The organism is Micromonospora sp. DT231, from assembly GCF_049847025.1.
Taxonomy (GTDB): Bacteria; Actinomycetota; Actinomycetes; order Mycobacteriales; family Micromonosporaceae; genus Micromonospora.
Window position 1 is genome coordinate 53,162 of the sequence record NZ_JBNCNO010000002.1, and the last position, 20,506, is coordinate 73,667.

Sequence of the window (20,506 nt, forward strand, 5' to 3'; positions counted from 1 at the left end):
CGGGCGTACGGCCACGCACAGTCTGCCACGGCTCCCGCCAGTCGGCCCGGCGTCCCTCCCCCATCGCGGTGACCAGGCCGTCCCGTCCGTCCACTGTGGGCTTGCGGTTGCGCCTGCGGCACCCGGCGAGATCGGGAAGACTGGGCCCATGCGAGCCATCACCATTCCCGAACCCGGTGGACCCGACGCGCTGGTCTGGGCCGAGGTGCCCGACCCCGAGCCGGGCCCCGACGAGGTGATCGTGGATGTGCGGGCCAGCGGGGTCAACCGCGCTGACCTGCTGCAACGGCAGGGGCACTACCCGCCGCCGCCGGGCGCGTCCCCGTACCCCGGGTTGGAATGCTCTGGGGTGATCACGGAGGTCGGGTCGGAGGTCGCCGGGTGGGCGGTCGGGCAGCAGGTGTGCGCGCTGCTGGCCGGCGGGGGGTACGCCGAGCGGGTCGCGGTCCCGGCCGGGCAGTTGCTGCCGGTGCCGGCCTGCGACCCGGTGGACGCCGGGGCGCTGCCGGAGGTGGCCTGTACGGTCTGGTCGAACCTGATCCAGGTCGGTCGGCTCGGCGCGGGTGACACGTTGCTGGTGCACGGCGGGGGCAGCGGAATCGGCACCTTCGCGGTCCAGCTCGGGGCGGCCCTCGGCGCGACAGTGCTGACCACCGCGCGGGAGGCCAAGCACTCCCGGCTGCGTGAGCTGGGCGCTGCCCACACGATCGACTATCGGGAGCAGGACTTCGTCGAGGAGGTCCGGCAGGCCACCGACGGTCGGGGCGCGGACGTCATCCTGGACATCATGGGCGCGTCCTACCTGGGCCGGAACGTCTCCGCGCTGGCCACCGGCGGCCGGCTCGTGGTGATCGGGATGCAGGGCGGGCGGAAGGCCGAGTTGGATCTCGGCGCGCTGCTCTCGAAGCGGGCGAGTGTCGCCGCGACGTCGCTGCGCTCCCGGCTGCTCGCCGAGAAGGCGGAGATCGTCCAGGGCGTACGGGACGAGGTGTGGCCGTTGATCGAGGCCGGCACGGTCCGACCGATCGTGGACCGGCGGGTGCCGATGAGCGAGGCGGCGACGGCGCACCGGCTCGTCGAGTCGAACGACCACTTCGGCAAGGTGCTGCTCACACGCGGATGAGGCCGTCAGACGAGCGTGTCGTCAGTTGGGCGGGGCAGCATCAGGCGGGCGCCCGGCCCTTCGCCGGCCAGCGCGTCACCCGGGTTGTTGAGCGTGCAGCGTTGCAGGGACAGGCAACCACAGCCGATGCAGCCGTCCAGGTCGTCGCGGAGGTTGGTGAGCAGTCGGATCTTCTCGTCCAACCGGCCCCGCCAGCTCGCGGAGAGCCGCGCCCAGTCCTGCGGGCTGGGCGTGCGGGCCTCGGGGAGCGACTCCAACGCCGCCCGGATCTCGTCGAGCGAGACGCCGACCTGCTGGGAGATCCGGATGAAGGCGACCCGGCGCAGCTCGGCGCGGGCGTACCGGCGCTGGTTGCCGCCGGTACGGTCGGCGCGGATCAGCCCGAGTCGCTCGTAGTAGCGAAGCGCCGACGGCGCCACGCCGGAGCGGGCGGACAGGTCGCCGATCGTCAGTAGATCCTGCATCACCAGGTCCTTGAGTTGAAGTGCACTTCAAGTCACACAGTAGTGGCATGACCACAGCACTGAAAACCGACACCGGGTCCCGGCTCCCCGGGCTGATCCGACGACTGACCGGCGACGAGAAGCACGCGCCCAGCGCGCACTCCACCATCGACGTGCTCCAGGTGCTCTACGACCGGGTGCTGCGGGTCACCCCCGACACCGCCGACGACCCGGCACGGGACCGGTTCCTGCTGTCCAAGGGGCACGGGCCGGCCGCCTACTACGCGGTGCTCGCCGCGCACGGTTTCATCCCGGACGCCTGGCTCGACGACCTGGCCGGGCCGCACAGCCGGCTCGGCCACCACCCGGACCGGTCGCTGGTGCCCGGGGTCGAGATCGGCTCCGGCTCACTCGGCCACGGCCTCGGGCTGGCCGTCGGCACCGCCCTCGGCCTGCGGGCCCAGGGGCTGCTCACCCCCCGGGTGTACGTGCTGCTCGGCGACGCCGAACTGGACGAGGGATCCAACCACGAGGCGATCGCGTACGCCGGGGCAATCGGACTGGAGAGCCTCACCGCGATCGTGGTCGACAACTCGTCGGCCACCCACGGCTGGTCCGGTGGCATCGCCAGCCGATTCACTGTCAACGGCTGGACCGCCGACACCGTCGACGGCCGGGACCACACCGCCCTGTACGGGGCGCTGACCGGGCACCGCCCACGGCAGCCACACCTGGTGGTCGCCCGCGTCGAGAGCAGGGGATGACAGCCATGCGTACCGCGTTCATCGACACCACCGCCGCGCTTCTCGACGGGGATCCGCGTACCGCGCTCGTCGTGGCCGACATCTCGGCCAGCCAGTTCGCCCCGGCCGGTCGACGGCACCCGGACCGGGTGCTCAACGTCGGCATCCGCGAGCAACTGATGATCGGTGTGGCCGGCGGGCTCGCCCTGACCGGGCTCCGCCCGATCGTGCACTCGTACGCGACGTTCCTGGTGGACCGGGCGTACGAGCAGATCAAGCTGGATCTGGACCACCAGGGCGTGGGCGCGGTCCTGGTCAGCATCGGCGCGTCCTACGACGGGTCGGCGGAGGGCCGGACGCACCAGTCGCCCGGGGACGTGGCGCTCTTCGACTCTCTCGGCGACGGCTGGACGGTACGGGTGCCCGGCCACCCGGACGAGGTGGCGCCGCTGCTCCGGCACGCCGCGACCGGCGACGACCCGGTCTACCTGCGGCTCAGTGAGCAGCGCAACGCCGAGGCGTACCCGGACGCGGACCGGCTGCGGGTGCTGCGGCAGGGCGGGGCGGACGCGCCGCTCGTGGTGGCCGTCGGGCCGACGCTCGACGCCACGTTGGCGGCGACCGAGGCGATGGACGTGACCGTCGCGTACACCCACACGCCCCGGCCGTTCGACAGCCAGGGGCTACGGGTGCTCGCCGGGACAGAGGTGGTGCTCGTCGAGCCGTACCTGGCGGGCACGTCGAGCGCGGTCATCAGCCGGGCGATGGCGGACGTGCCACATCGGCTGCTCGCGCTCGGGGTGGGTCAGACCGACCTGCGCCGGTACGGCAGCCCGGCCGACCACACCCGGTGGCACGGCCTGGACGCCGCCGGTCTGCGGCGGTCGATCAGCGCGTTCCTGGGCTCAACGCGCGGCTGATATGGCGGGACGGCGGCGTGCGCGCTCGCGACCGAGGATCCAGATCGCCTCGACGCCGTCCTTCCAGGTGATCTTCTTGCCCTCTTCGCGGCCACGCGCCCGGTAGCTGATCGGCACCTCGTACGGCCGGATGCGGCGGCGCAGCAGCTTGCCGGTCACCTCGGCCTCCATGCCGAAGCCGCGCGAGCGCACCGCCAGCGACCGGTAGAGCGCCACCGGCATCAACTTGAAGCAGGTCTCCAGGTCGCCGATGTACGAGTTAAACAGCACGTTGGCCGCCATCGTGACGCCCTTGTTGCCCATCACGTACCAGAAGCTGTAGGCGCTGTGGCTACCGAAGGTGCGGTTGCCGTAGACGACTTCGGCCCGCCCGTCGAGCACCGGGTCGAGCAGCTTGGGGATGTCCTGCGGGTCGTACTCCAGGTCGGCGTCGAGGATGACCATGTAGTCGCCCGACGCGCAGTCGACGGCCGTCTTGATGGCGGCACCCTTGCCGGCGTTGCGCTGGTGGGTGATGACCCGCAGGCGCGCGTCGTCGGCGCGACCGAGGACCTCACCGGTGCCGTCCCGGCTCCCGTCGTCGACGACGAGCAGCTCGATCTCGCACGGATAGTCCACTGCCAATGCCTGCTTGAGGGCGTCCGCGATGCGTTCTTCCTCGTTGAAGACCGGCATGAGGATCGAAAGCTTCACGGGAATTCTCCACGGTGGCGACGACACGTCGGGCATAGCCTAGCCTGGCCGGTCAGCACGACGTATGCCAGCACCGACGGGCAGTCGACGTGGCGGCCTCAGGTCGATGGTGTTTACTTCCGGCCATGTCGGCTGCCGGCTCCCTGTTCGCGGTGATACCCGCCGCCGCGGTGCTCCTGCTCACCGTGGCGACGAGGCCGCGCAGGGCCGCCGAGGGGGCGCCGTCGCGGCTCGCCGTGGTACGTGCCGCGCTGGTCAGCGGGGCGTACGCGGTGCTCGTCGTCGAGGTGCTCGGCGCGGCGCACGCGCTGACCCGACCGGCGTTCGTCACCGCCTGGCTGCTCTTCCTGCTCGCCTGCGCGACGGCGGCGTGGCTGCGCCGGCGTCGGGACGCCGTTCCCGCGCGACGGCCCGCCGCGGCACCCCGGCCGGTACCGGTCGGCGCGGCGGTCTCCACCGGCGCCGGCGGGGAGCTGCCCGCGCCGAGCGCCGACGGCGGCCGGGCCGAGCCCGACCGCCGTCCGGTCCCTGCCGGTCCGGTACGCGGTGGCCTGCTCGCCCGGGCCGTCGACACCTGGCGGACGGCGGGTCGGGGCGAGCGCCTGCTCGCCGGCACTGTCGGCGGCCTGGTCCTGGTGGAGCTGCTTGTCGCGCTGCTGGCCGAGCCGAACAACTTCGACTCGCAGACCTACCACCTGCCGAAGGTGGAGCACTGGGTCGCCCAGGGCGACCTGGACTTCTGGCCGACCGCCATCCACCGGCAGGTGACCATCCCGCCCGGAGCCGAGTACCTGCTGCTGCACCTGCGCCTGCTGACCGGCGGGGACCACCTGCACAACCTGGTGCAGTGGGCCGCCGGGGTGCTCTGTCTGCTGGTGGCCGCACGGATCACGGCACAGCTCGGCGGCGGCCGGCGGGCTCAGTTGATCACCGTGTTCGTGCTGGCGACCACGCCGATGGTGGTGCTCCAGGCGACGAGCACGCAGACCGACCTGGTCTGTGCGGCATGGGTGGTCTGCGCGGCGACACTGGTGCTGGACGGGCTGCGTCGGCGGACCGACTGGGGCACCCTGCTCGGATTGGGCGCGGCCACCGGGCTGACCGCGGTGACGAAGACGAACGGCCTGATCGCCGTGGGTCCGTTGCTGGTGCTCTGGGGGTTGGCGCAGCTCCGGCTGGCCCTGGCCGCCCGGGCGCCCGCCGCCGGGGGGTCGGCGGCCCGCCCGGTCGCCGGCGTGGCGCGCGTCCTCTCCGGTTCGGTGCTGATCATGCTGGTGGCGGCCGTGGTGGTCGGTCCGTTCCTGGCTCGGGTGACGGCCGAGTTCGGGCATCCGCTGGGCCCGCCCCGGTTGCGGGAGTCGATTCCGATGGAACGGCACGATCCGCCGTCGATCCTGATCAACGCGCTGCGGATCGGGCACACCGCCTTCGACACGCCGCTGGCGCCGCTGCGTCAGCTCGGCGGGGAGGCGATCATCGGCGGTGCGGAGGCGATCGGCGTCGATCCCCAGGACCGGGCGACCACCTTCGGCCGGGAGAACTTCCCGGAACCCGCCTGGTACCCGGACGAGGACCGGGTGGCGTTCCCGATCGCCGGGGCGTTGGCGTTGATCGGCGCGGTGGTCGCGCTGGCCCGGCCGCGCCGGATCGACGGCGGGCAGGTCGGGCCGCTGCGCGCGTACGCGGTGGTGGTGCTGGCCACCGTTCTGCTGCACACCTCGATGCTCAAGTGGCAGCCGTGGGGCAACCGACTGCTGCTGTACGCGCTCGTGCTCGCCGTGCCGCTGGCCGGACTGTGGGTGGACGCGCTCCTGCGCCGCCGGGCCGGCCGCACAACGGGCACGGTCGGCGGTCGGCGGCGTTCGGTGGCCACCCTGTCGGTGGTCGTCGTGTTGGCCACGTCCGCGCTGGCCGGGGCGCTGGCACTGTCGTACGGCTTCCCGCGCCGGCTCGTCGGTGCCGGCTCGGTCTTCACCACCTCGGACTGGGACACCCGGTTCCTGCGCCGCCCGCAGTGGGCGGACGAGTTCCGCTGGGCCGCGGCGGCGGTCCGGGACAGCGATGCCCGGCGGATCGGGCTGGTGGAGCAGAACGACAACTGGGAGTACCCGTGGTGGTTGGCGCTGCGCCAGCCGGACGGCCGCTCGCCGGAGTTGGTGTCGTTGCAGTCGGTCCTGCCGAAACGGCCGCCGGCCGACCCCACCTCGGTGGACGCGATCGTCTGCACCGGCAGTCGGCCGGCCTGCGCCAAGCTGGTTCCGGCGGGTTGGCGGTTGGAGTTTCGCGGCTACGTCGGTTACGCGCTGCCACCCGGCCGCTGACCCGCGCCCGGATCGTCCGATCCGGGCGGTTCTGCAGCTCGCGCGCAAGGATCCGAGGCGCATTCACATCCATTGATCCGCACGTTACCGTCTGGTAACTCGGTCGACGTCCCGCGACTGAGCCGAAAGGAGTGCGTCGATGCCTGCAATCCCCGCCAGGCCCGAACGCGCGACCCGACGACGGGTCAGCACCGTCGTCGTCGCCGTCGCTGCTCTCGTCCTACCGATGCTCGCCGGACCGGCCACCCCCGCCACCGCCGCCGACCGGCCGGCCGTCCAGCCGCTCCCCGCCAACCTCGAAGCCGTCCGGGCCGCCGAAGCCACCGCCCTCTACGGCAGCCCCACGATCCGTCCGATCGAGCAACGCCGCACCGCCCTGATCACCATGGGCGACAGCGAGATCTCCGGCGAGGGAGTCGGCAACTACGTCCCCGGCACCCACCAGGACGGCAACTGGTGCGACCGCTCGTACGACCAGGCGGTCTTCCGGACCGGCATTCCGTCGGACGCGCAGTACAACCTGGCCTGTTCCGGCGCCACCCCGTGGAACCTCGTCGCCGGCGGACCGACCCAGCACAACGAGCTGAACCAGGGTGACTACCTGGGCATCAAGGCGCGCAACACACACGTGAAGCTGATCTGGGTGGTGGTCGGCGCGAACGGCGACGGCACCATCCAGTTCGGCCCGGTCGCCACCGACTGCGCCGTCCGTCGGGTCCTCTTCCAGGGGCCCTGCTACCCCACCTACACCGACCAGTGGACGATCCGCACCGACGGCAGCCGGCAGGCCGTGACCGAGGCGCTCACCGACATCCGGCAGACCATGACCGACGCCGGCTACCTGCGCTCGGACTACGAGCTGGTGCTCATGTCGTACCCGAGCCCGGGCAGCCCAGACGTGGAGGACAACCCGAACTTCCCCGGCTGGTACTCCGGTGGCTGCCTGCTCTACCTGGCCGACGCGGCGTTCGCCCGGAACAAGGCCGTGCCGATGTTCGAGTCGGCGCTGCGGTCGGCCGCCGCGACCACCGGCACCCGATACCTGGACGCCAGCCGACTCTTCCACGGCCACGAGGTGTGCACCGACAACACCTCGGTCCGTGGCCTCTTCATCGAGGTGGGGATCTGGAACGAGAACGCCGCCCGGCAGTCGTTCCACCCCAACGCCCGGGGCCACGGCATGTTCGCCCAGTGCATCACCCAGTTCTGGAACTCCGGGCAGGAGCGGGCCAGCTGCGTCGACCCGGCCAGCACCGGCAGCGCCGTGCTCCACCCCGGGCTGCTGGACTTCAGGCAACTGCGCAACCTGGCCACCGGCACCTGCGTCGACGGCAGGGGATACGACTCCCGCAACGGCACGGTGCAGCAGCCACACGCCTGCCACGGTGGGCGTAACCAGGGCTTCTGGTACGACTCGACTCGACAGTCACTGCACTCGGAGCTGTCCCACGACCGCTGCCTGGACGTCGCCAACAGCTCGATGACCTCGGGCACGGCGGTCAACATCTACGACTGCAACGGCACCGCCGCGCAGCAGTTCGTCTTCGCCGGCAACCAGCTCAGGCCGGCGGCGGCGAGCAACCTCTGCGTGGCGTTCGACAACCCGTTGCTGGGCAGCTCCCGCCTGCGGTTGGCGAGTTGTTCCAGCAGCACCCGCCAGCAGTGGTCGTTCGAGGCCCGTACCGCCACCAACCCGGTCGGCTACGGTCACGACGACTTCATCGGCTCCCGGGTCTACTGACGGATGGAGGGGTCCCCGAGTCGATCGGGGACCCCTCGTTCACTTGGCGCGGGGGACGAGGATCAGCCGGGCCACGCTCTTGTCGCCGTCCTTCGCGCCGGCGACACCGACAGTCGTGCCGACCTTCACCTCGCTCGGCTGCACCGTGGCGCGGCGCTCGACGACTCGCAGGTCGTCGCCGAAGGTCCAGGTCAGGGTGAAGCCGTCGGTGGACTTGACGGTCATCGAGTCACCGTCGATCGCGGTCACCTCGCCGCGCTGCACGGCGACGGTCCGCGTACCGCCGTCCTTGTTCTTCACCACGGCCTCGCCGTGCAGGGTGTTCTTGCGCAACTGCACGCGGGCCTGGTGGCGCTTGCGCAGCTCCTCGCCCCGCTTCTCCCGGGCCTTGTCCTTTGCGGTGGGCGAGGCACCGGGCGTCGGGGTGGCCGGCGCGGCGATGGTCCGCACGTCCAGGTCGTCCGCGTCGAAGCCCATGGCGGTGAGCGCCTGACCCTCCACGCCCAGCGCGGCGGCGACCTCGACGGCGGCCTCCTGGGCGGGCTGGCTGGCCACCTCGGCCGCACCGCAGCCAGTGACGCCGAGCGTGACCGCCGCGAGCAGTGCCGTGGCGCCGGTGGCGAATCCCCAACGTGGCATGACGTTCCCTTCGTCCGTGGAGTCCCCAGCATTCCGGCCGAGGACGAGCGGAGCGTCAGGCCGATGTTCGAGTCAGGTAAGGATCAGCGGGCAGCCGGACCGTGAAGGCCGCGCCGCCCTCCGGCGCGTGCCCCGCGGCGATCTCCCCGCCCAGCCGACGGACCAGGCCGGCGGCCAGCGCCAACCCCAGCCCACTGCCCACCTTGCGCACCCCCCGGTAGCGCTCGTGCAGCGCACCGCGTTCGAACGCCACCGCCAGGTCGTCGTCGGTGAAGCCGGGCCCGCCGTCGCGGACCTCCAGCTCACCGCCGGAGGCCGGGTCCGCGCCGGCCGGCCGGACCGCGAGCACCACGGGCGACCCCGGGGGTACGACCCGCAGCGCGTTCTCCAGCAACCCGTCCAGCACCTGCCGGATCCGCCCCGGATCGGTGTACGCGGGCACCGGCCGACCGGGCGTCTCCAACCGGAACGGGACGCCCACCGCCGCGCACCGGGCGGCCCAGGTCGGCTCCGCGCCCACGGCCAACCCGGTCAGGTCCACCGGCACCGGTTCGAGCGGGAAGTCGGCGGCCTCCAACCGGGCCAGCGCCAGCAGGTCGCCGATCAGCCGGTCCAGGTGTTGGGCCTCGGTCAGCATCGTCCGACCGGTGTCGACGGTGTCGTCCGCGCCGAGGACCCCGTCGGCGAGCGCCTCGGCGTACCCCCGGATCGCGGTCAGCGGGGTGCGCAGCTCGTGGGAGACGGACAGCAGGAACTCCCGCTGCCGCCCCTCACTCGTGGCGAGCGCGCCGGCCAGACCGTTCAACGCCTCGGCCAGGTCGGCGACCTCGTCAGGTGACTCGACGGGTATCCGGACCGCGCGGTCGCCGGCGCGGAGCCGGGCGGCGGCGGTGGCCGCGACGCGGATCGGCCGGGCCAGCCGGCGGGCCAGCAGCAGCCCGGCCACCACACCGGCGGCCAACCCGGCCAGCAGCGGCATCCAGAGGCTGAGCAGCACCTTTGCCCACAGCCCGTTGGACGCGCCACGGGAGAGCACCACCCCGTTGCCGTTGGGCAGCGCCCGGCCTTCGACAAGGGCACGCTCGCCGTTGACGACGCGCCGCACCGACACGTTGCGGCCCTGACCGATCCGCTGCACCACCCGAGGTGGCAGACCCGGCCGGTCGGCCGCCCCGCGCCGGATCAGGTACGCGTCGATGCCCTGGTCGCGCAGTTGCTGGACGAGCCGCTCCTCGTCGGCGGCACGCCCCCGGTCCAGGCGGGTCCGCAGCACCTCGGCGGCGAGCCGGGCCTGCGCGGCGAGTGCGTCCTGATCGCGTCGCTCCGCGCCGCGAATCGCCAACGGCACCGCGACGATCGCGGTGACCAGCACCGACACCAGCGCGACCGCGCAGGTGACGAGCACCGCGCGGGCGGTCAGGGTGCGGCCGAACCGGCCTCGTCGGGGTGCGGCGGGCGGGCCGGCGCCGACCACCGGCAGGGTCATGGTCGGCGACTCGACGGGCGTGGGCTGGTCAGGCATCGACCGCGTACCCGACGCCACGGTGGGTCCGGATGACGCTGGACGGGCCGAGTTTCGCCCGTACCTGGGCGACGTGCACGTCGACCGTGCGGGTGCCGGCGTGCGCCGCGTAACCCCAGACCCCGGCCAGCAACTCCTCCCGGGTGAAGACCCGGCCAGGCCGGGCCATCAGGTGGGCCAGCAGGTCGAACTCGGTGGAGGTGAGCTGCACCGCAGCGCCCGCGACGGTGACCGTGCGGCGGCCCGGGTCGAGCGTCACCGGGCCGACGACGCGCGGTCGGTCCGCGCCCGCCGGGCCGCCGGCGGCCCGGCGCAGCACCGCGCGTACCCGGGCGACCAACTCCCGAGGGCTGAACGGCTTGGTGACGTAGTCGTCGGCACCCAACTCCAGGCCGACGATCCGATCCACCTCGTCGTCGCGGGCGGTGAGGAAGATGACAGGGGTCCAGTCGCCGGCCTCGCGTAGCCGGCGGCAGATCTCGGTGCCGGGGAGGCCCGGCAACGCGATGTCCAGGACGCAGGCCACCGGGCGTAACCGGCGAGCCGCGTGCAGGCCGGCCTCGCCGTCGCGTTCCAGGTGGACGCCGAAGCCGTCCCGGGCGAGGTAGAGCCGGACCAGGTCGGCGATGGCCGGTTCGTCCTCGACCACGAGGACGAGCCCGCGGTGCGGCGGTTCGACGGTCACCGGCCCATGATTGCCGACGGCGAACGCTCGGGGCGATCGGTGTGTGTTCGAGTTCGGTAAAGGTGCGGCAAGGGCCGGTCGGGTGTCAGCTCACCAGGACGGAGCGAACAACCCGGGCCGTGCGACGGCCGGCGCGTCGCCGATGCTGGCGACGACCCGCGCGCCGGGCGGCCGCAGGCGGGTCCGGAACGCCTGGTTGAGCAGCGCGTCGAGCTGCCAGACCTGCTTCGGGTGGCTGGTGCGGATCAGGAACCGCTCACGGATCCCGTCGATCGCGGTGGCCGCCATCTCGACCGAGTGCAGTCGGGGGTCGGGGCTCCAGGTGACGTTGCTCAGCTCGCGTAGCTCGGTGTTGAGGTGCAGGCGCAGTCGGTGCAGCAGCCGGGTCTGCTGGGTCACCACGAGCCGACGATGGGTGAGAAGGAGCAGGTAGTCGCCGGTGACCGGGCGGTCGGGGCGGCTGCAGCGGGTGACCAGGATGGTGGCGTCACCGGAGCCGACACAGCGCCGGAAGACCGGCATGTGCCGGCTCACGGTCTGCACGGCCAGGCCAGCCTCGGCGGCGGCCGGAAGGAACGTTCGGGAGAAGACGTCCATGACCTGCCCAACGACCACCCTGGCGAGGTGACGTGGGTCACGATGGCTTTTTGGAAGTTCCATGCCGCAGGTCGCACTGGCTGTCCGATTTCCGACGTGGACGGATCATGGTCAGTGATCGGGCTGAAGCGGACTGGCGGAGAACAGCTCAGCCAACCAACCGGGGACCGCGTCGGCGTACTCGGCGCGGGACGCGTCGACGGTGTCCAGGGCGCGACGCCAGGACAGCGACCGGCTCACCGCGCCCAGGTTGATCGCGAGGTCGACGGCCTCGACCAGGGTCCCGCGGTCGTACCTGTCGGTCCACGCCTCCAGGTAGGCGTCCCGCAACCGAGCCAACCGGGCGTCGTCGGCCGCCAACTCCGTGGCGTACCGGATGGAACGCAGGGTCACCAGCAACGTGCCGAACGGGTGCGCCACCGAGGCGTCGCCCCAGTCGAAGTAGCGGTAGCCGTCCGGGCCCGCGAAGACGTTGCCGTCGTGCAGGTCGTCGTGTTGCACGGTGGCCGGGATGCCGAGGTCGGCGAGTCGCCGGCACCGCTCGGCGTACGACGGCAGCTCCGCCCACAGCCGCTCGTGCAGGTCCGGGCCGAGACCGCCCTCGGCACCGATCAGCAGCGACCCGCGATCGTCGAGCAGCTCGGCGAGCAGCCTGGCCAGCACCTCGGGGCGATGGTCCGGCACACCCAGGGCGACCAACTCGTCGGCGCGCGGCGCGGTGGCCAGTTGGAGCGCCGCGTACCCGGGCAGGGCCCGCTCCCAGTGGGCCAGATCGGGGTCACGCGCCAGCACGTCGCGCAACGACTCGCCGCCGTCGGGCAACAGCGACCAGCCCTGCGCCGCGTCCACCGCGATCGGGGTCAGCACCCGTTCCGGAGTCAGCCCGGCGAGCGTCGCGATCAGCACCGCCTCGTGCACGGTGCCCCGGTTGTTGGCCTTGAACCAGACCGGGCCGTCGTCGGTCGGCACCCGCCAGACCAACGACCACGGGCGCGCCCGAGGCTCCACCGGCCCGGTCACCCGCCGGCCGACACGGCTCAACTGCGCGTCGACCCAGGACCGGGCCCCTGCCTGCCACCGCTCGGTGGACCAGGGCGCGGCGTGCGGGTCAGCGTTCGTCGTCACGCTGGGCACCCTAGGCGGCCCGCCCGCGCCGACGCGAGCGCGTTTGCGGCCTCGGGAGAGTCAGACCAGCTCGACGATCGTCGCGTTGGCCATGCCGCCGCCCTCGCACATGGTCTGCAGGCCGTACCGAATCCCGTTGTCCCGCATGTGCTGGAGCATTGTGGTCATGATCCGGGCGCCGGAACCGCCGAGCGGGTGACCGAGGGCGATCGCCCCACCGCGCGGGTTGAGCCGCTCCGGGTCCGCCTCGGTCTCGGCCAGCCACGCCAGCGGCACCGACGCGAACGCCTCGTTCACCTCGTACACCCCGATCTCCTCGATGCCCAGCCCCGCGCGGCGCAGCGCCTTCGCGGTGGCCGGGATGGGGGCGGTGAGCATGGCGACCGGGTCGTCGGCGGCGACCACTGCGGTGTGGATCCGGGCCAGCGGGCGCAGGCCGTGTCGGCTGGCCCACTCGGAGGTGGTCACCGCGAGGGCCGCGGCGCCGTCGGAGATCTGGGACGCGGAACCGGCGGTCACGACGCCGTCGGCGCGGAACGGGGTGGCCAGCTCACCCAGCTTCTCCAGGGAGGTCTCCCGGCGGATGCCCTCGTCGACGGCGAACTTGCCACCGTCGGCGAGCGGCACCAGGGTCAACTCCGGGTCGAACGCGCCAGCGTCCTGCGCGGCGGCCGCCTTCTCGTGGCTGGCCAGCGCGAACTCGTCCAGTTGGGTACGCGAGAGGCGCCACCGTTGGGCGATCAGCTCGGCCCCGACCCCCTGGTTGAACGGCAGCGGCGCGTCGTCGGCGAAGCCCTCGACACCCCGGTACCGGGCGCGTAGCTGGTCACTGAACGGCATGCCGCCGGCCACGCTGGAACCCATCGGCACCCGGGTCATCGACTCGACGCCGCCGGCGACCACCAGGTCGGCCTGGCCGGAGAGCACCGTCGCGGCGGCGAAGTGCAGGGCCTGCTGGCTGGAGCCGCACTGCCGGTCCAGGGTGGTGCCGGGCACCGTCTCGGGCCAGCCGGCGGCGAGTACGGCGTTGCGGGCGATGTTCCAGGACTGCTCGCCGACCTGGGACACGCAGCCCCAGAAGACGTCGTCGACCTGGACCGGGTCGATCCCGGTGCGCTCGGCGAGGGCGCGCAGCACGTGCGCGGAGAGGTCGACCGGGTGGACGCCGGCGAGGCTGCCCCGCCGCCGTCCGACCGGGGTCCGCACCGCGCCGACGATGACCGCGTCACTCATGTTTACTCCCCGGTAACGTGGGCTGTCCCGATCCTACGTCGTCCGTGGACCGGTCAGTCGACCAGCCGTCGAGATGCCGTACTCCCGGCTTTCGGCCGCCGCTGGCATGCTGGGCGGGTGGACGAGAATCCCCCGGTGCGGCAGTGGCGGGTGCCGGCGACCCTGCCCGCGGTGAAGCTTGTCGGCGCGGCCCTGCTTGTCGCGCTCGGGCTGCTCTTCGCCGACGGCGACCCGGTCCGGTTGGTGGTGGCCGTCCTGGCCGCCGCCATCGTGGTTGGCTGGGCGGTACGCGACCTGGTCGCGCCGGTCCGGTTGGCGGTGGACGCGGCGGGGCTCACCGTCATCCACGGGTTCGCGGGCCGCCGGTTGCTGCCCTGGTCGACGGTCGCGGCGATCGCCGTGGACCGTCGCGCCCGGATGGGGCTGGCCAGCGAGACGTTGGAGATCGACGCGGGCGACTCGCTGCACCTCTTCGGCCGGTACGACCTGGGAACGACCCCGGAGGAGGTGGCCGCCGAACTGGAGGCCGCCCGCCCGAACCCCTGACGGGTCAGCCGAGCAGGACGGCGGTGCGGACGAGGACCAGAGCGAGCAGGACCAGCAGGATGATCGCCCCGCCCACGACCTGCACCAACGTGCGTCGACCACGTGGCGCGTACGCGAGCACCAGCGCCGTCAACGCACCGACCACCAGGCCACCGAAGTGCCCGGGGATCGAGATGCCCCGCACAGTGAGCGTGAACACGACGTTGACCACCAGGATCGGAATGATCTGGGAGATGTCCCGGCCCAGCCTGCGCTCGATGATGATCAGCGCGGCGAAGAGCCCGAAGATCGCCACCGACGCGCCGGCCGTGGCCGCGTCCTGCTCGCTGAACGCGTAGGCCGCGACGTTGCCGCCGAGACCCGCCAACAGATAGAGGGCGCCGAAGCGCAGCGGCCCGAGGTTGGCCTCCAACGACCGGCCGAGCACCCACAGCGACCACATGTTGACGAGCAGATGGAGCACGCCGTAGTGCAGGAACATCGCGGTCAGCAGACGGTAGTAGTCGCCGTCGGCGATGCCGTCCGGGAGATAGCCGGGCAGCGAGAGGCCGTACACCGAACCCCAGGCGGTGAGCGGCGTGCCGTCGCCCATCAGCCCACCGAAGCCAGAGCCGCCCGCCACCGCCCTGAGGCTTCCGGAGGAGGCGACGGAGAGCAGGAAGAACAGCACGTTCAGGGCGATGAGCCCCTTGGTGACGTAGCCGTGCCGGCCGGCCGTACCGCCACCGAAGGCGGTACGCGCCGGCCGGACACTGCGGCGCCCCTGGTCGACGCACTCCGGGCACTGGTGCCCGACGGACGCCTCCCGCATGCAGTCCGGGCAGATCGGCCGGTCACAGCGGGTGCACCTGACGTAGGTCTCCCGGCCGGGGTGCCGGTAGCAGACCGGGGTGGTCGGCGGAGACTCGCTCACCGGGCCGACCCTCCGTCCGCCATCGCACAGTCCACCGGCGTCGGCTGTGCTCCGGAGCGCTCAATCATGCGAGCAAAGGTACCTCGCCGGTCGGTCAGGAAGCAGACCGCTCGATCTCGACCCGCTCGATGACGACGTCCTGGAGCGGACGGTCGCTCGGGCCGGTCGGGGTGCTGGCGATCGAATCGACGACCTTCACCGACTGCTCGTCGGCGACCTGGCCGAAGATCGTGTGCCGGTTGTTCAGGTGCGGCGTCGGGGACACGGTGATGAAGAACTGCGAACCGTTGGTGCCCGGTCCGGCGTTCGCCATCGCCAGCAGGTAGGGCCGGTCGAAGCGCAGCTCCGGGTGGAACTCGTCGGCGAACTTGTAGCCCGGTCCGCCCCGACCGGTCCCGGTCGGGTCGCCCATCTGGACCATGAAACCGCTGATCACCCGGTGCGAGATGGTGCCGTCGTAGTACGGCCCACTGCCCGGCTGACCGGTGCGCGGGTCGGTGTACTCACGGTTGCCCTCGGCCAGGTCGACGAAGTTGCGGACGGTCTTCGGCGCGTGGTTGGGGAAGAGCTCCAGCCGGATCGGGCCAGCGTTGGTGTGCAGGGTGGCGTAGACAGCCTCGGCCACGGGTACTCCTCACTTGTTGGTCAGTTCCATGCGGATCCTCCCATGTGCCCGATCTGGCATCGCGGAGGCATCCGTTGGTGGAGGATGACGAAGGAACAACTCCCAGGAGGTAGGACCGTGTTTGGATTCGGGCGGCGTAAGTCCCAGGGGCAGTTGGCGAAGGCCGAACTGAACCAGAGCATCAGCCACCTGATGCAGGCAGCCAACCACGCCGCGAAGGGTGCCGGCGCGACAGTCGGTCCGCGGGTCCAGGTGGCCCGGGGCTACGTCGGGCCGGCTGCGGCGAGGGTTCGCGACCAGGCGTCGACCGGCTGGGGGACGACACTCACCACGCTGGCACCGCTGGCCGCGGCGGCCCGTGATGGCGCCGCGCAGGCAGGGCCGCTGACCAGGAAGGCCAAGTCGAAGACCATGCGGATCACCGGTAAGAAGAAGCAGCCGCGCCGTCGCGGCTCGATGATGACCGGCCTGTTGGCCGCGGGTGTCGTCGCCGGCCTGGCCGGCGCGGTGGCGATGCGCCGCCGCCGGGAGCAGCAGGAGTGGGCCGAGTACGACCCGACCCGCAACCTCGAACCGATGCGCGACGAGGTCGACTCGATCGAGGTGCGCACGCCGTCCACCCCCAAGGGGACCGACGGGGCGGCCATGACCGGCGCGGCCGGGATGACCGGCGCCGGCAGCTCGGCGGTGGCCAGCGGCCCCAGCGCGAGCACCACCGGCCCGGCCAAGCAGACGAGCGTCCGGCCGACGGACAAGGTCCCGTCGGTCGCCGAGGGCGCCACGGACGTCTCCGGTCGGCCGACCGACGACCTCACCAAGGCGCTGGGCAAGGACACCGCCCGCACCAACGGCCGCCGCTGACCCCACGACAGCGCGTCCGGCGCCGGCGAGCGGGCTGCCCCCGTTCGCCGGCGCTTCGGCGTGGATCGGCCTGCCGCGCGCCTCGCGGCGGGCCGCCGCGCGGTCAGAGCCAGCCGTTGCGGCGGAACCACCGGTAGAGGGCCAGCGACACGCCGAGCATGAGGGCCAGGGCCACCGGATAGCCGTACGTCATCTTCAGCTCGGGCATGTTGTCGAAGTTCATGCCCTCGACGCCGGCGATGGAGGTCCAGACCGCGGCGATCGCGGCCCAGGCGGCGATCTTGCGCATGTCGTTGTTCTGGTCCACGGTGACCTGGGCCAGCCGCGCCTGGAGGATCGAGTTCAGCAGGTCGTCGTAGGAGTTCACCTGCTCCACGGTGCGGCTCAGGTGGTCCTGCACGTCCCGGAAGTACTTGCGGATCTCCTTGGGCACGTCCCGGTTGACCTGGGAGGTAAGCGTCATCAGCGGCCGTTGCAGCGGCACCACCGCCCGCTTGAACTCCACCAACTCCCGCTTCATCTGATAGATCCGCTGGATCCGCCCGTGGCCCTGCCGGTCGAAGACCTCCGCCTCCAGCACGTCGAGGTCGTCCTCGATCTGCTCGGCCACCTCCAGATAGAGGTCGACCACCCGGTCGGTCACCCCGTACGCCACCGCCCACGGGCCCTGCAGCAGCAGATCCTGCTTGGTCTCCAGGTCGGCGCGGATCGGCGCCAGCCGGCAGGCGTCCCCGTGCCGGACGCTGATCACGAAGTTCGGGCCGATGAAGAGCATCACCTGCCCGGTCTCCACGACCTCGGAGTTCTCGGTCAGCTCGGCGTGCTCGCAGTACCGGGCGGTACGCAGCACCAGGAAGACGACGTCGCCGAACCGCTCCAGCTTCGGGCGCTGCTCGGCCTTCACCGCGTCCTCGACGGCCAGCTCGTGCAGACCGTAGGTCTCCGCGATGGCGGTCATCTCGGCCAACTCGGGCTGGTGCAGACCGATCCACACGAAGCCGTGGTCCTCGCGGCGGGCCGCGGTCAGCGCGTCCGCGTACGTCCAGTCGCCGGGTTGCCGCTTGCCGTCGACGTAGAGGGCGCAGTCGACAACGGCACTGCGGCCGGTGCCGGTGGGCGCCGGCGCGGGCGGCGAGCCGTCGGCGTTGAGGATCCGGGTCATCGCCCGGACCGGGGAGGGCCACGCCCGAGGCCGCAGCACCCGACCTGTGGTCGGCGCTGCCGTCCGGTCCCGCTCTGTCCGATCCGTCATCGCGTCACCTCCCACGCTCGGCTGCGGCTTGCAGGCTACGCCGACCGCGGCGCGGCACACCTGTGACGGCCGTCGCGTGGGGGCGGCGCCGGGCGGGCCGGGCCGCATCGGGGGGTGTGCGGGGACGACACGGCCCACCCGGCGCCTGTGGGGGCGGGAGGTTGTGCTGCCGCGGCACCCAGCTCGCCGCCGGGTCGAAGGCCACGAGTGACCTCCGTAACAGCTACTGGGTGACGCTCGCAGCATTGTGGGCCGTCGGCCGCCCCGGGCGGGAGTCCCGGGGCGACCGGCGTCGTCGTTCTGTCGGGAACCCGACAGCTCAGCTACGGACTGCCTCGACGGCCTCGGCGAGCCGGCGGACACCCTCGTCGATCTTGTCGGCGGTCACCGCCGAGAAGGCCAACCGGAGAGCGTGCCGCCCACCCTCCAACACGAAGTCGCTGCCCTTGACCACGGCTACCCCGCGCTCGGCCGCCGCCGGGGCGAGCCGATCGACAAGCACGTCCTCCGGGAACTCCACCCAGAGGAAATAGCCGCCGTCGGGCTCCACGAAGCGCGCCTGCGGCAGGTGCCGGCGCAACGACTCGGCGAGCACCCCGGCCCGCTCGCCCAGCGCCGCACGGACCGTCTCGATGGAGCGGTCGATGTCACCGGAGACGCAGAACTGGTGCACGATCGCCTGCGACACCATGCCCGGCGAGATGTAGAGGCTCGTCGCGTTCTTGGCGATGTCGGCGATCAGGTCCGCCGGGCCGACCAGGTAACCGACCCGCACACCCGGGCACACCGTCTTGGTGAAGCTCGACGCGTGCACCACCACGTTGCGGGTGTCCAGCGAGAGCATCGACGGCAACGCCTCGCCCCGGAACCGGACGTCCGCGTACGGGTCGTCCTCGAAGATCGTGAACTCGTACTCGGCGGCCAGGTCGAGCAACTCCCGACGCTTCTCCAGCGAGAGGGTCATGCCGGCCGGGTTCTGGTAGTTCGGAATGACGTGCGCGAGCCGGGGCCGGACCCCGGACTCCAGCAGCTTGCGCAGCTCGGCGGTGTCGAGCCCATCCGGCTGGACCGAGATGCCGTGCAGCTCACTGCCCATCCGCTGAAGATTGAGCAGCGTGCGGTCGTACGTCGGGCGTTCCACCACCACCGCGTCGCCGGGGCGGACCAGGTGGTCGAAGAGGAACGCGTCGGCCTGAAGCGACCCGTTGGTGACCAGCACCTGGTCGGCCTGGACGCCGTGCTTGTCGGCGATCCACTTCCGCAGCGGAAGGTAACCGACGGAGGTGCCATACGCCGTGACCCCCGCGGGGTCGGCGTCGAAGGCGCGGACGGCTGCGGCCTTGAGCCCCTCGACATCGACGATGTCCAGCGAGGGAGCCCCACGGGCAAAGGAGATCAACTGCTCGGCGGTCATGGATGTTGAGCGTACGGGCGGCGGCGGGGGACGCGCGGACGGCACGGCGATGTCCGCATCCTGAGCCACCGGGACGGGTGACCCGACTCCACCGGTCGGCGACAGATCAGACCGGAAGTGCGAGCGCGTCGTGGTGCGCCACCCGGGACAGTCCCTCAAACTGCACGCCCAGCGCGTCGAGGAGCTGGCTCCAGTCGAAGTAGGAACGCCAGGCGGTGATCCGCCCGTGACGCGCCCGGACCACGTCGGCCACCTCCCAGCTCACCAGCCGACCGGTGGGCGCGACGGTGCCGTACGGCGAGTGCAGCGTGCCGGTGTGGGTGCCGGTCAGGCGCAGCTCGACGGCCGCCCCACCACCCGTACGGACCGCGCCGAGCGGGTCCACCCGCAGGTCACCGAAGGCACCGGTCCAGGTGCGCAGCAGCGCGGGCAACTCGATCGGGCGGACCGTCACACCCGGCATGGCGTAGAACGCCTCCGGGGCGTAGAGGTCCGGTAGACGGGCCACGTCCCGACGCAGGAGCATGGCGTACTGCTGCTCGACCAGGCGCTCCGCGTCACGCATCGGGCCCTCCCTCGCGGACCACGGCACCTCCGCGCCCGCACGGGATCCTTACCCGTCTATCCGGCCCGGCACACCTGCCCGGCTCAGGTCGTGGCGGCCACCTGGCTCTCCGCCCAGACCCGCATGATGTCCCGGACGGAGATCACCCCGGCGACCTCGCGGCCGTCCAGCACCACCAGGTGCCGGAATCCACCACGGGCCATGGCTGCGGCCGCCTCGGCCACCGTCCATTCCGGTCCCGCGTAGACCACGTCCCAGGTCAGATGGGCGCCGGTGCGTTCCACGTCGCAGTCCAGGCCCGCGCCGATCGCCTTCAACACGTCGCGTTCGGTCATGATCCCGACCCCCTCGGAATCCGGGTCGATCACGACGGCCGACCCGACACCACGGGCCGACATCATCCGGGCCGCCTGGCGGAGCGTGTGCTCCGGACCGACGACGAGAACCTGGCTGGACATGGCATCCCGTACCTGCATCACACATCACTCCCTTGGGACGGTGGCCTCCGGTACGGACATGGTCGTCCGTGGATGTTTCCGGGACAA

At 72.1% G+C, this 20,506-nt stretch carries 21 protein-coding genes; 7 read left to right on the forward strand and 14 right to left on the reverse strand.

Annotated elements, in window-relative coordinates:
* Positions 1-148 precede the first annotated feature (148 nt).
* On the forward strand, positions 149-1,123 hold the full coding sequence (locus ACPXBU_RS05010; RefSeq protein WP_425756793.1) for an NAD(P)H-quinone oxidoreductase: 975 nt from the start codon (positions 149-151) through the stop codon (positions 1,121-1,123).
* 5 nt (positions 1,124-1,128) lie between these two features.
* Here the strand turns inward: ACPXBU_RS05010 and soxR are convergent, their stop codons facing one another.
* A complete protein-coding gene (gene soxR / locus ACPXBU_RS05015) occupies positions 1,129-1,587 on the reverse strand; it encodes a redox-sensitive transcriptional activator SoxR (RefSeq protein ID WP_387196171.1) in 459 nt (152 codons plus the stop codon).
* Between the two features lie 47 nt (positions 1,588-1,634).
* Here soxR and ACPXBU_RS05020 point away from each other — a divergent pair, with 47 nt between their 5' ends.
* Together ACPXBU_RS05020 and ACPXBU_RS05025 are read left to right on the forward strand one after the other, a co-directional pair.
* Positions 1,635-2,330, forward strand: coding sequence for a transketolase (locus ACPXBU_RS05020; RefSeq protein ID WP_425756796.1), 696 nt, complete (start codon positions 1,635-1,637; stop codon positions 2,328-2,330).
* A gap of 5 nt (positions 2,331-2,335) precedes the next feature.
* Complete coding sequence (locus tag ACPXBU_RS05025) at positions 2,336-3,229, forward strand: transketolase family protein (RefSeq protein WP_425756798.1); 894 nt, start codon at positions 2,336-2,338, stop codon at positions 3,227-3,229.
* Here the strand turns inward: ACPXBU_RS05025 and ACPXBU_RS05030 are convergent.
* Positions 3,215-3,922: a glycosyltransferase family 2 protein gene (locus ACPXBU_RS05030; protein WP_425757523.1), complete on the reverse strand. Its 708-nt coding sequence runs from the start codon at positions 3,920-3,922 to the stop codon at positions 3,215-3,217. The genes ACPXBU_RS05025 and ACPXBU_RS05030 overlap by 15 nt on opposite strands.
* 125 nt (positions 3,923-4,047) lie before the next feature.
* Here ACPXBU_RS05030 and ACPXBU_RS05035 point away from each other — a divergent pair, with 125 nt between their 5' ends.
* Together ACPXBU_RS05035 and ACPXBU_RS05040 are read left to right on the forward strand one after the other, a co-directional pair.
* Entirely contained in the window at positions 4,048-6,243 is a 2,196-nt protein-coding gene (locus tag ACPXBU_RS05035) for an ArnT family glycosyltransferase (protein WP_425756800.1), read from the forward strand.
* A 139-nt stretch (positions 6,244-6,382) separates the two neighbouring features.
* The gene (locus tag ACPXBU_RS05040) at positions 6,383-7,984 is read left to right on the forward strand and encodes a ricin-type beta-trefoil lectin domain protein (protein ID WP_425756802.1); all 1,602 of its coding nucleotides are present in this window, start codon (positions 6,383-6,385) and stop codon (positions 7,982-7,984) included.
* A gap of 39 nt (positions 7,985-8,023) precedes the next feature.
* Here the strand turns inward: ACPXBU_RS05040 and ACPXBU_RS05045 are convergent, their stop codons facing one another.
* The 6 genes from ACPXBU_RS05045 to ACPXBU_RS05070 all read right to left on the reverse strand — a co-directional run bounded on the left by ACPXBU_RS05045 (position 8,024) and on the right by ACPXBU_RS05070 (position 13,785).
* Entirely contained in the window at positions 8,024-8,623 is a 600-nt protein-coding gene (locus ACPXBU_RS05045; RefSeq protein ID WP_393364735.1) for a hypothetical protein, read from the reverse strand.
* Between the two features lie 55 nt (positions 8,624-8,678).
* Positions 8,679-10,145 carry a histidine kinase dimerization/phospho-acceptor domain-containing protein gene (locus tag ACPXBU_RS05050; protein WP_425756804.1) on the reverse strand — a complete coding sequence of 489 codons (1,467 nt, stop codon included), beginning with the start codon at positions 10,143-10,145 and terminating at the stop codon, positions 8,679-8,681.
* Positions 10,138-10,830, reverse strand: a complete 693-nt coding sequence (locus ACPXBU_RS05055) for a response regulator transcription factor (RefSeq protein ID WP_393364741.1) — start codon at positions 10,828-10,830, stop codon at positions 10,138-10,140. Before ACPXBU_RS05055 ends, ACPXBU_RS05050 begins: the two co-directional genes overlap by 8 nt.
* A 90-nt stretch (positions 10,831-10,920) precedes the next feature.
* Positions 10,921-11,427 carry a hypothetical protein gene (locus tag ACPXBU_RS05060; protein ID WP_393366995.1) on the reverse strand — a complete coding sequence of 169 codons (507 nt, stop codon included), beginning with the start codon at positions 11,425-11,427 and terminating at the stop codon, positions 10,921-10,923.
* A 111-nt stretch (positions 11,428-11,538) separates the two neighbouring features.
* Entirely contained in the window at positions 11,539-12,552 is a 1,014-nt protein-coding gene (locus ACPXBU_RS05065) for an aminoglycoside phosphotransferase family protein (protein ID WP_425756806.1), read from the reverse strand.
* Positions 12,553-12,612: 60 nt separating this feature from the next.
* A complete protein-coding gene (locus tag ACPXBU_RS05070) occupies positions 12,613-13,785 on the reverse strand; it encodes a thiolase family protein (RefSeq protein WP_425756808.1) in 1,173 nt (390 codons plus the stop codon).
* A gap of 117 nt (positions 13,786-13,902) precedes the next feature.
* Between ACPXBU_RS05070 and ACPXBU_RS05075 the strand changes: the two genes are divergently transcribed.
* Positions 13,903-14,331: a PH domain-containing protein gene (locus ACPXBU_RS05075; RefSeq protein WP_393364749.1), complete on the forward strand. Its 429-nt coding sequence runs from the start codon at positions 13,903-13,905 to the stop codon at positions 14,329-14,331.
* Between the two features lie 4 nt (positions 14,332-14,335).
* Here the strand turns inward: ACPXBU_RS05075 and ACPXBU_RS05080 are convergent, their stop codons facing one another.
* Together ACPXBU_RS05080 and ACPXBU_RS05085 are read right to left on the reverse strand one after the other, a co-directional pair.
* The gene (locus ACPXBU_RS05080; RefSeq protein ID WP_425756810.1) at positions 14,336-15,244 is read right to left on the reverse strand and encodes a rhomboid family intramembrane serine protease; all 909 of its coding nucleotides are present in this window, start codon (positions 15,242-15,244) and stop codon (positions 14,336-14,338) included.
* A 94-nt stretch (positions 15,245-15,338) separates the two neighbouring features.
* Positions 15,339-15,869: a peptidylprolyl isomerase gene (locus ACPXBU_RS05085; protein WP_203119037.1), complete on the reverse strand. Its 531-nt coding sequence runs from the start codon at positions 15,867-15,869 to the stop codon at positions 15,339-15,341.
* Positions 15,870-15,953: 84 nt separating this feature from the next.
* Between ACPXBU_RS05085 and ACPXBU_RS05090 the strand changes: the two genes are divergently transcribed.
* Positions 15,954-16,730 carry a hypothetical protein gene (locus ACPXBU_RS05090; protein WP_393364755.1) on the forward strand — a complete coding sequence of 259 codons (777 nt, stop codon included), beginning with the start codon at positions 15,954-15,956 and terminating at the stop codon, positions 16,728-16,730.
* A 103-nt stretch (positions 16,731-16,833) separates the two neighbouring features.
* On the opposite strand, the gene corA is transcribed toward ACPXBU_RS05090, so the two are convergent.
* The 4 genes from corA to ACPXBU_RS05110 all read right to left on the reverse strand — a co-directional run bounded on the left by corA (position 16,834) and on the right by ACPXBU_RS05110 (position 20,437).
* The gene (gene corA / locus ACPXBU_RS05095; RefSeq protein WP_393364758.1) at positions 16,834-17,982 is read right to left on the reverse strand and encodes a magnesium/cobalt transporter CorA; all 1,149 of its coding nucleotides are present in this window, start codon (positions 17,980-17,982) and stop codon (positions 16,834-16,836) included.
* A 319-nt stretch (positions 17,983-18,301) separates the two neighbouring features.
* Positions 18,302-19,396, reverse strand: coding sequence for a PLP-dependent aminotransferase family protein (locus tag ACPXBU_RS05100; protein WP_393364761.1), 1,095 nt, complete (start codon positions 19,394-19,396; stop codon positions 18,302-18,304).
* Between the two features lie 106 nt (positions 19,397-19,502).
* Positions 19,503-19,961: an ester cyclase gene (locus ACPXBU_RS05105; RefSeq protein WP_393364764.1), complete on the reverse strand. Its 459-nt coding sequence runs from the start codon at positions 19,959-19,961 to the stop codon at positions 19,503-19,505.
* An 83-nt stretch (positions 19,962-20,044) separates the two neighbouring features.
* On the reverse strand, positions 20,045-20,437 hold the full coding sequence (locus ACPXBU_RS05110; protein WP_357808804.1) for a CBS domain-containing protein: 393 nt from the start codon (positions 20,435-20,437) through the stop codon (positions 20,045-20,047).
* Positions 20,438-20,506: the final 69 nt, after the last annotated feature.

Excerpts from the sequence above, each read along its gene's own strand:
- ACPXBU_RS05025 (WP_425756798.1), top strand. The coding sequence starts at position 2,336 with ATGCGTACCGCGTTCATCGACACCACCGCCGCGCTTCTCGACGGGGAT.
- ACPXBU_RS05060 (WP_393366995.1), bottom strand. The coding sequence starts at position 11,427 with ATGGACGTCTTCTCCCGAACGTTCCTTCCGGCCGCCGCCGAGGCTGGC.
- ACPXBU_RS05070 (WP_425756808.1), bottom strand. The coding sequence starts at position 13,785 with ATGAGTGACGCGGTCATCGTCGGCGCGGTGCGGACCCCGGTCGGACGG.
- ACPXBU_RS05045 (WP_393364735.1), bottom strand. The coding sequence starts at position 8,623 with ATGCCACGTTGGGGATTCGCCACCGGCGCCACGGCACTGCTCGCGGCG.
- ACPXBU_RS05040 (WP_425756802.1), top strand. The coding sequence starts at position 6,383 with ATGCCTGCAATCCCCGCCAGGCCCGAACGCGCGACCCGACGACGGGTC.
- ACPXBU_RS05010 (WP_425756793.1), top strand. The coding sequence starts at position 149 with ATGCGAGCCATCACCATTCCCGAACCCGGTGGACCCGACGCGCTGGTC.
- ACPXBU_RS05110 (WP_357808804.1), bottom strand. The coding sequence starts at position 20,437 with ATGCAGGTACGGGATGCCATGTCCAGCCAGGTTCTCGTCGTCGGTCCG.
- ACPXBU_RS05035 (WP_425756800.1), top strand. The coding sequence starts at position 4,048 with ATGTCGGCTGCCGGCTCCCTGTTCGCGGTGATACCCGCCGCCGCGGTG.
- corA (WP_393364758.1), bottom strand. The coding sequence starts at position 17,982 with ATGACGGATCGGACAGAGCGGGACCGGACGGCAGCGCCGACCACAGGT.
- ACPXBU_RS05105 (WP_393364764.1), bottom strand. The coding sequence starts at position 19,961 with ATGCGTGACGCGGAGCGCCTGGTCGAGCAGCAGTACGCCATGCTCCTG.
- ACPXBU_RS05020 (WP_425756796.1), top strand. The coding sequence starts at position 1,635 with ATGACCACAGCACTGAAAACCGACACCGGGTCCCGGCTCCCCGGGCTG.
- soxR (WP_387196171.1), bottom strand. The coding sequence starts at position 1,587 with ATGCAGGATCTACTGACGATCGGCGACCTGTCCGCCCGCTCCGGCGTG.
- ACPXBU_RS05090 (WP_393364755.1), top strand. The coding sequence starts at position 15,954 with ATGACGAAGGAACAACTCCCAGGAGGTAGGACCGTGTTTGGATTCGGG.
- ACPXBU_RS05050 (WP_425756804.1), bottom strand. The coding sequence starts at position 10,145 with ATGCCTGACCAGCCCACGCCCGTCGAGTCGCCGACCATGACCCTGCCG.
- ACPXBU_RS05100 (WP_393364761.1), bottom strand. The coding sequence starts at position 19,396 with ATGACCGCCGAGCAGTTGATCTCCTTTGCCCGTGGGGCTCCCTCGCTG.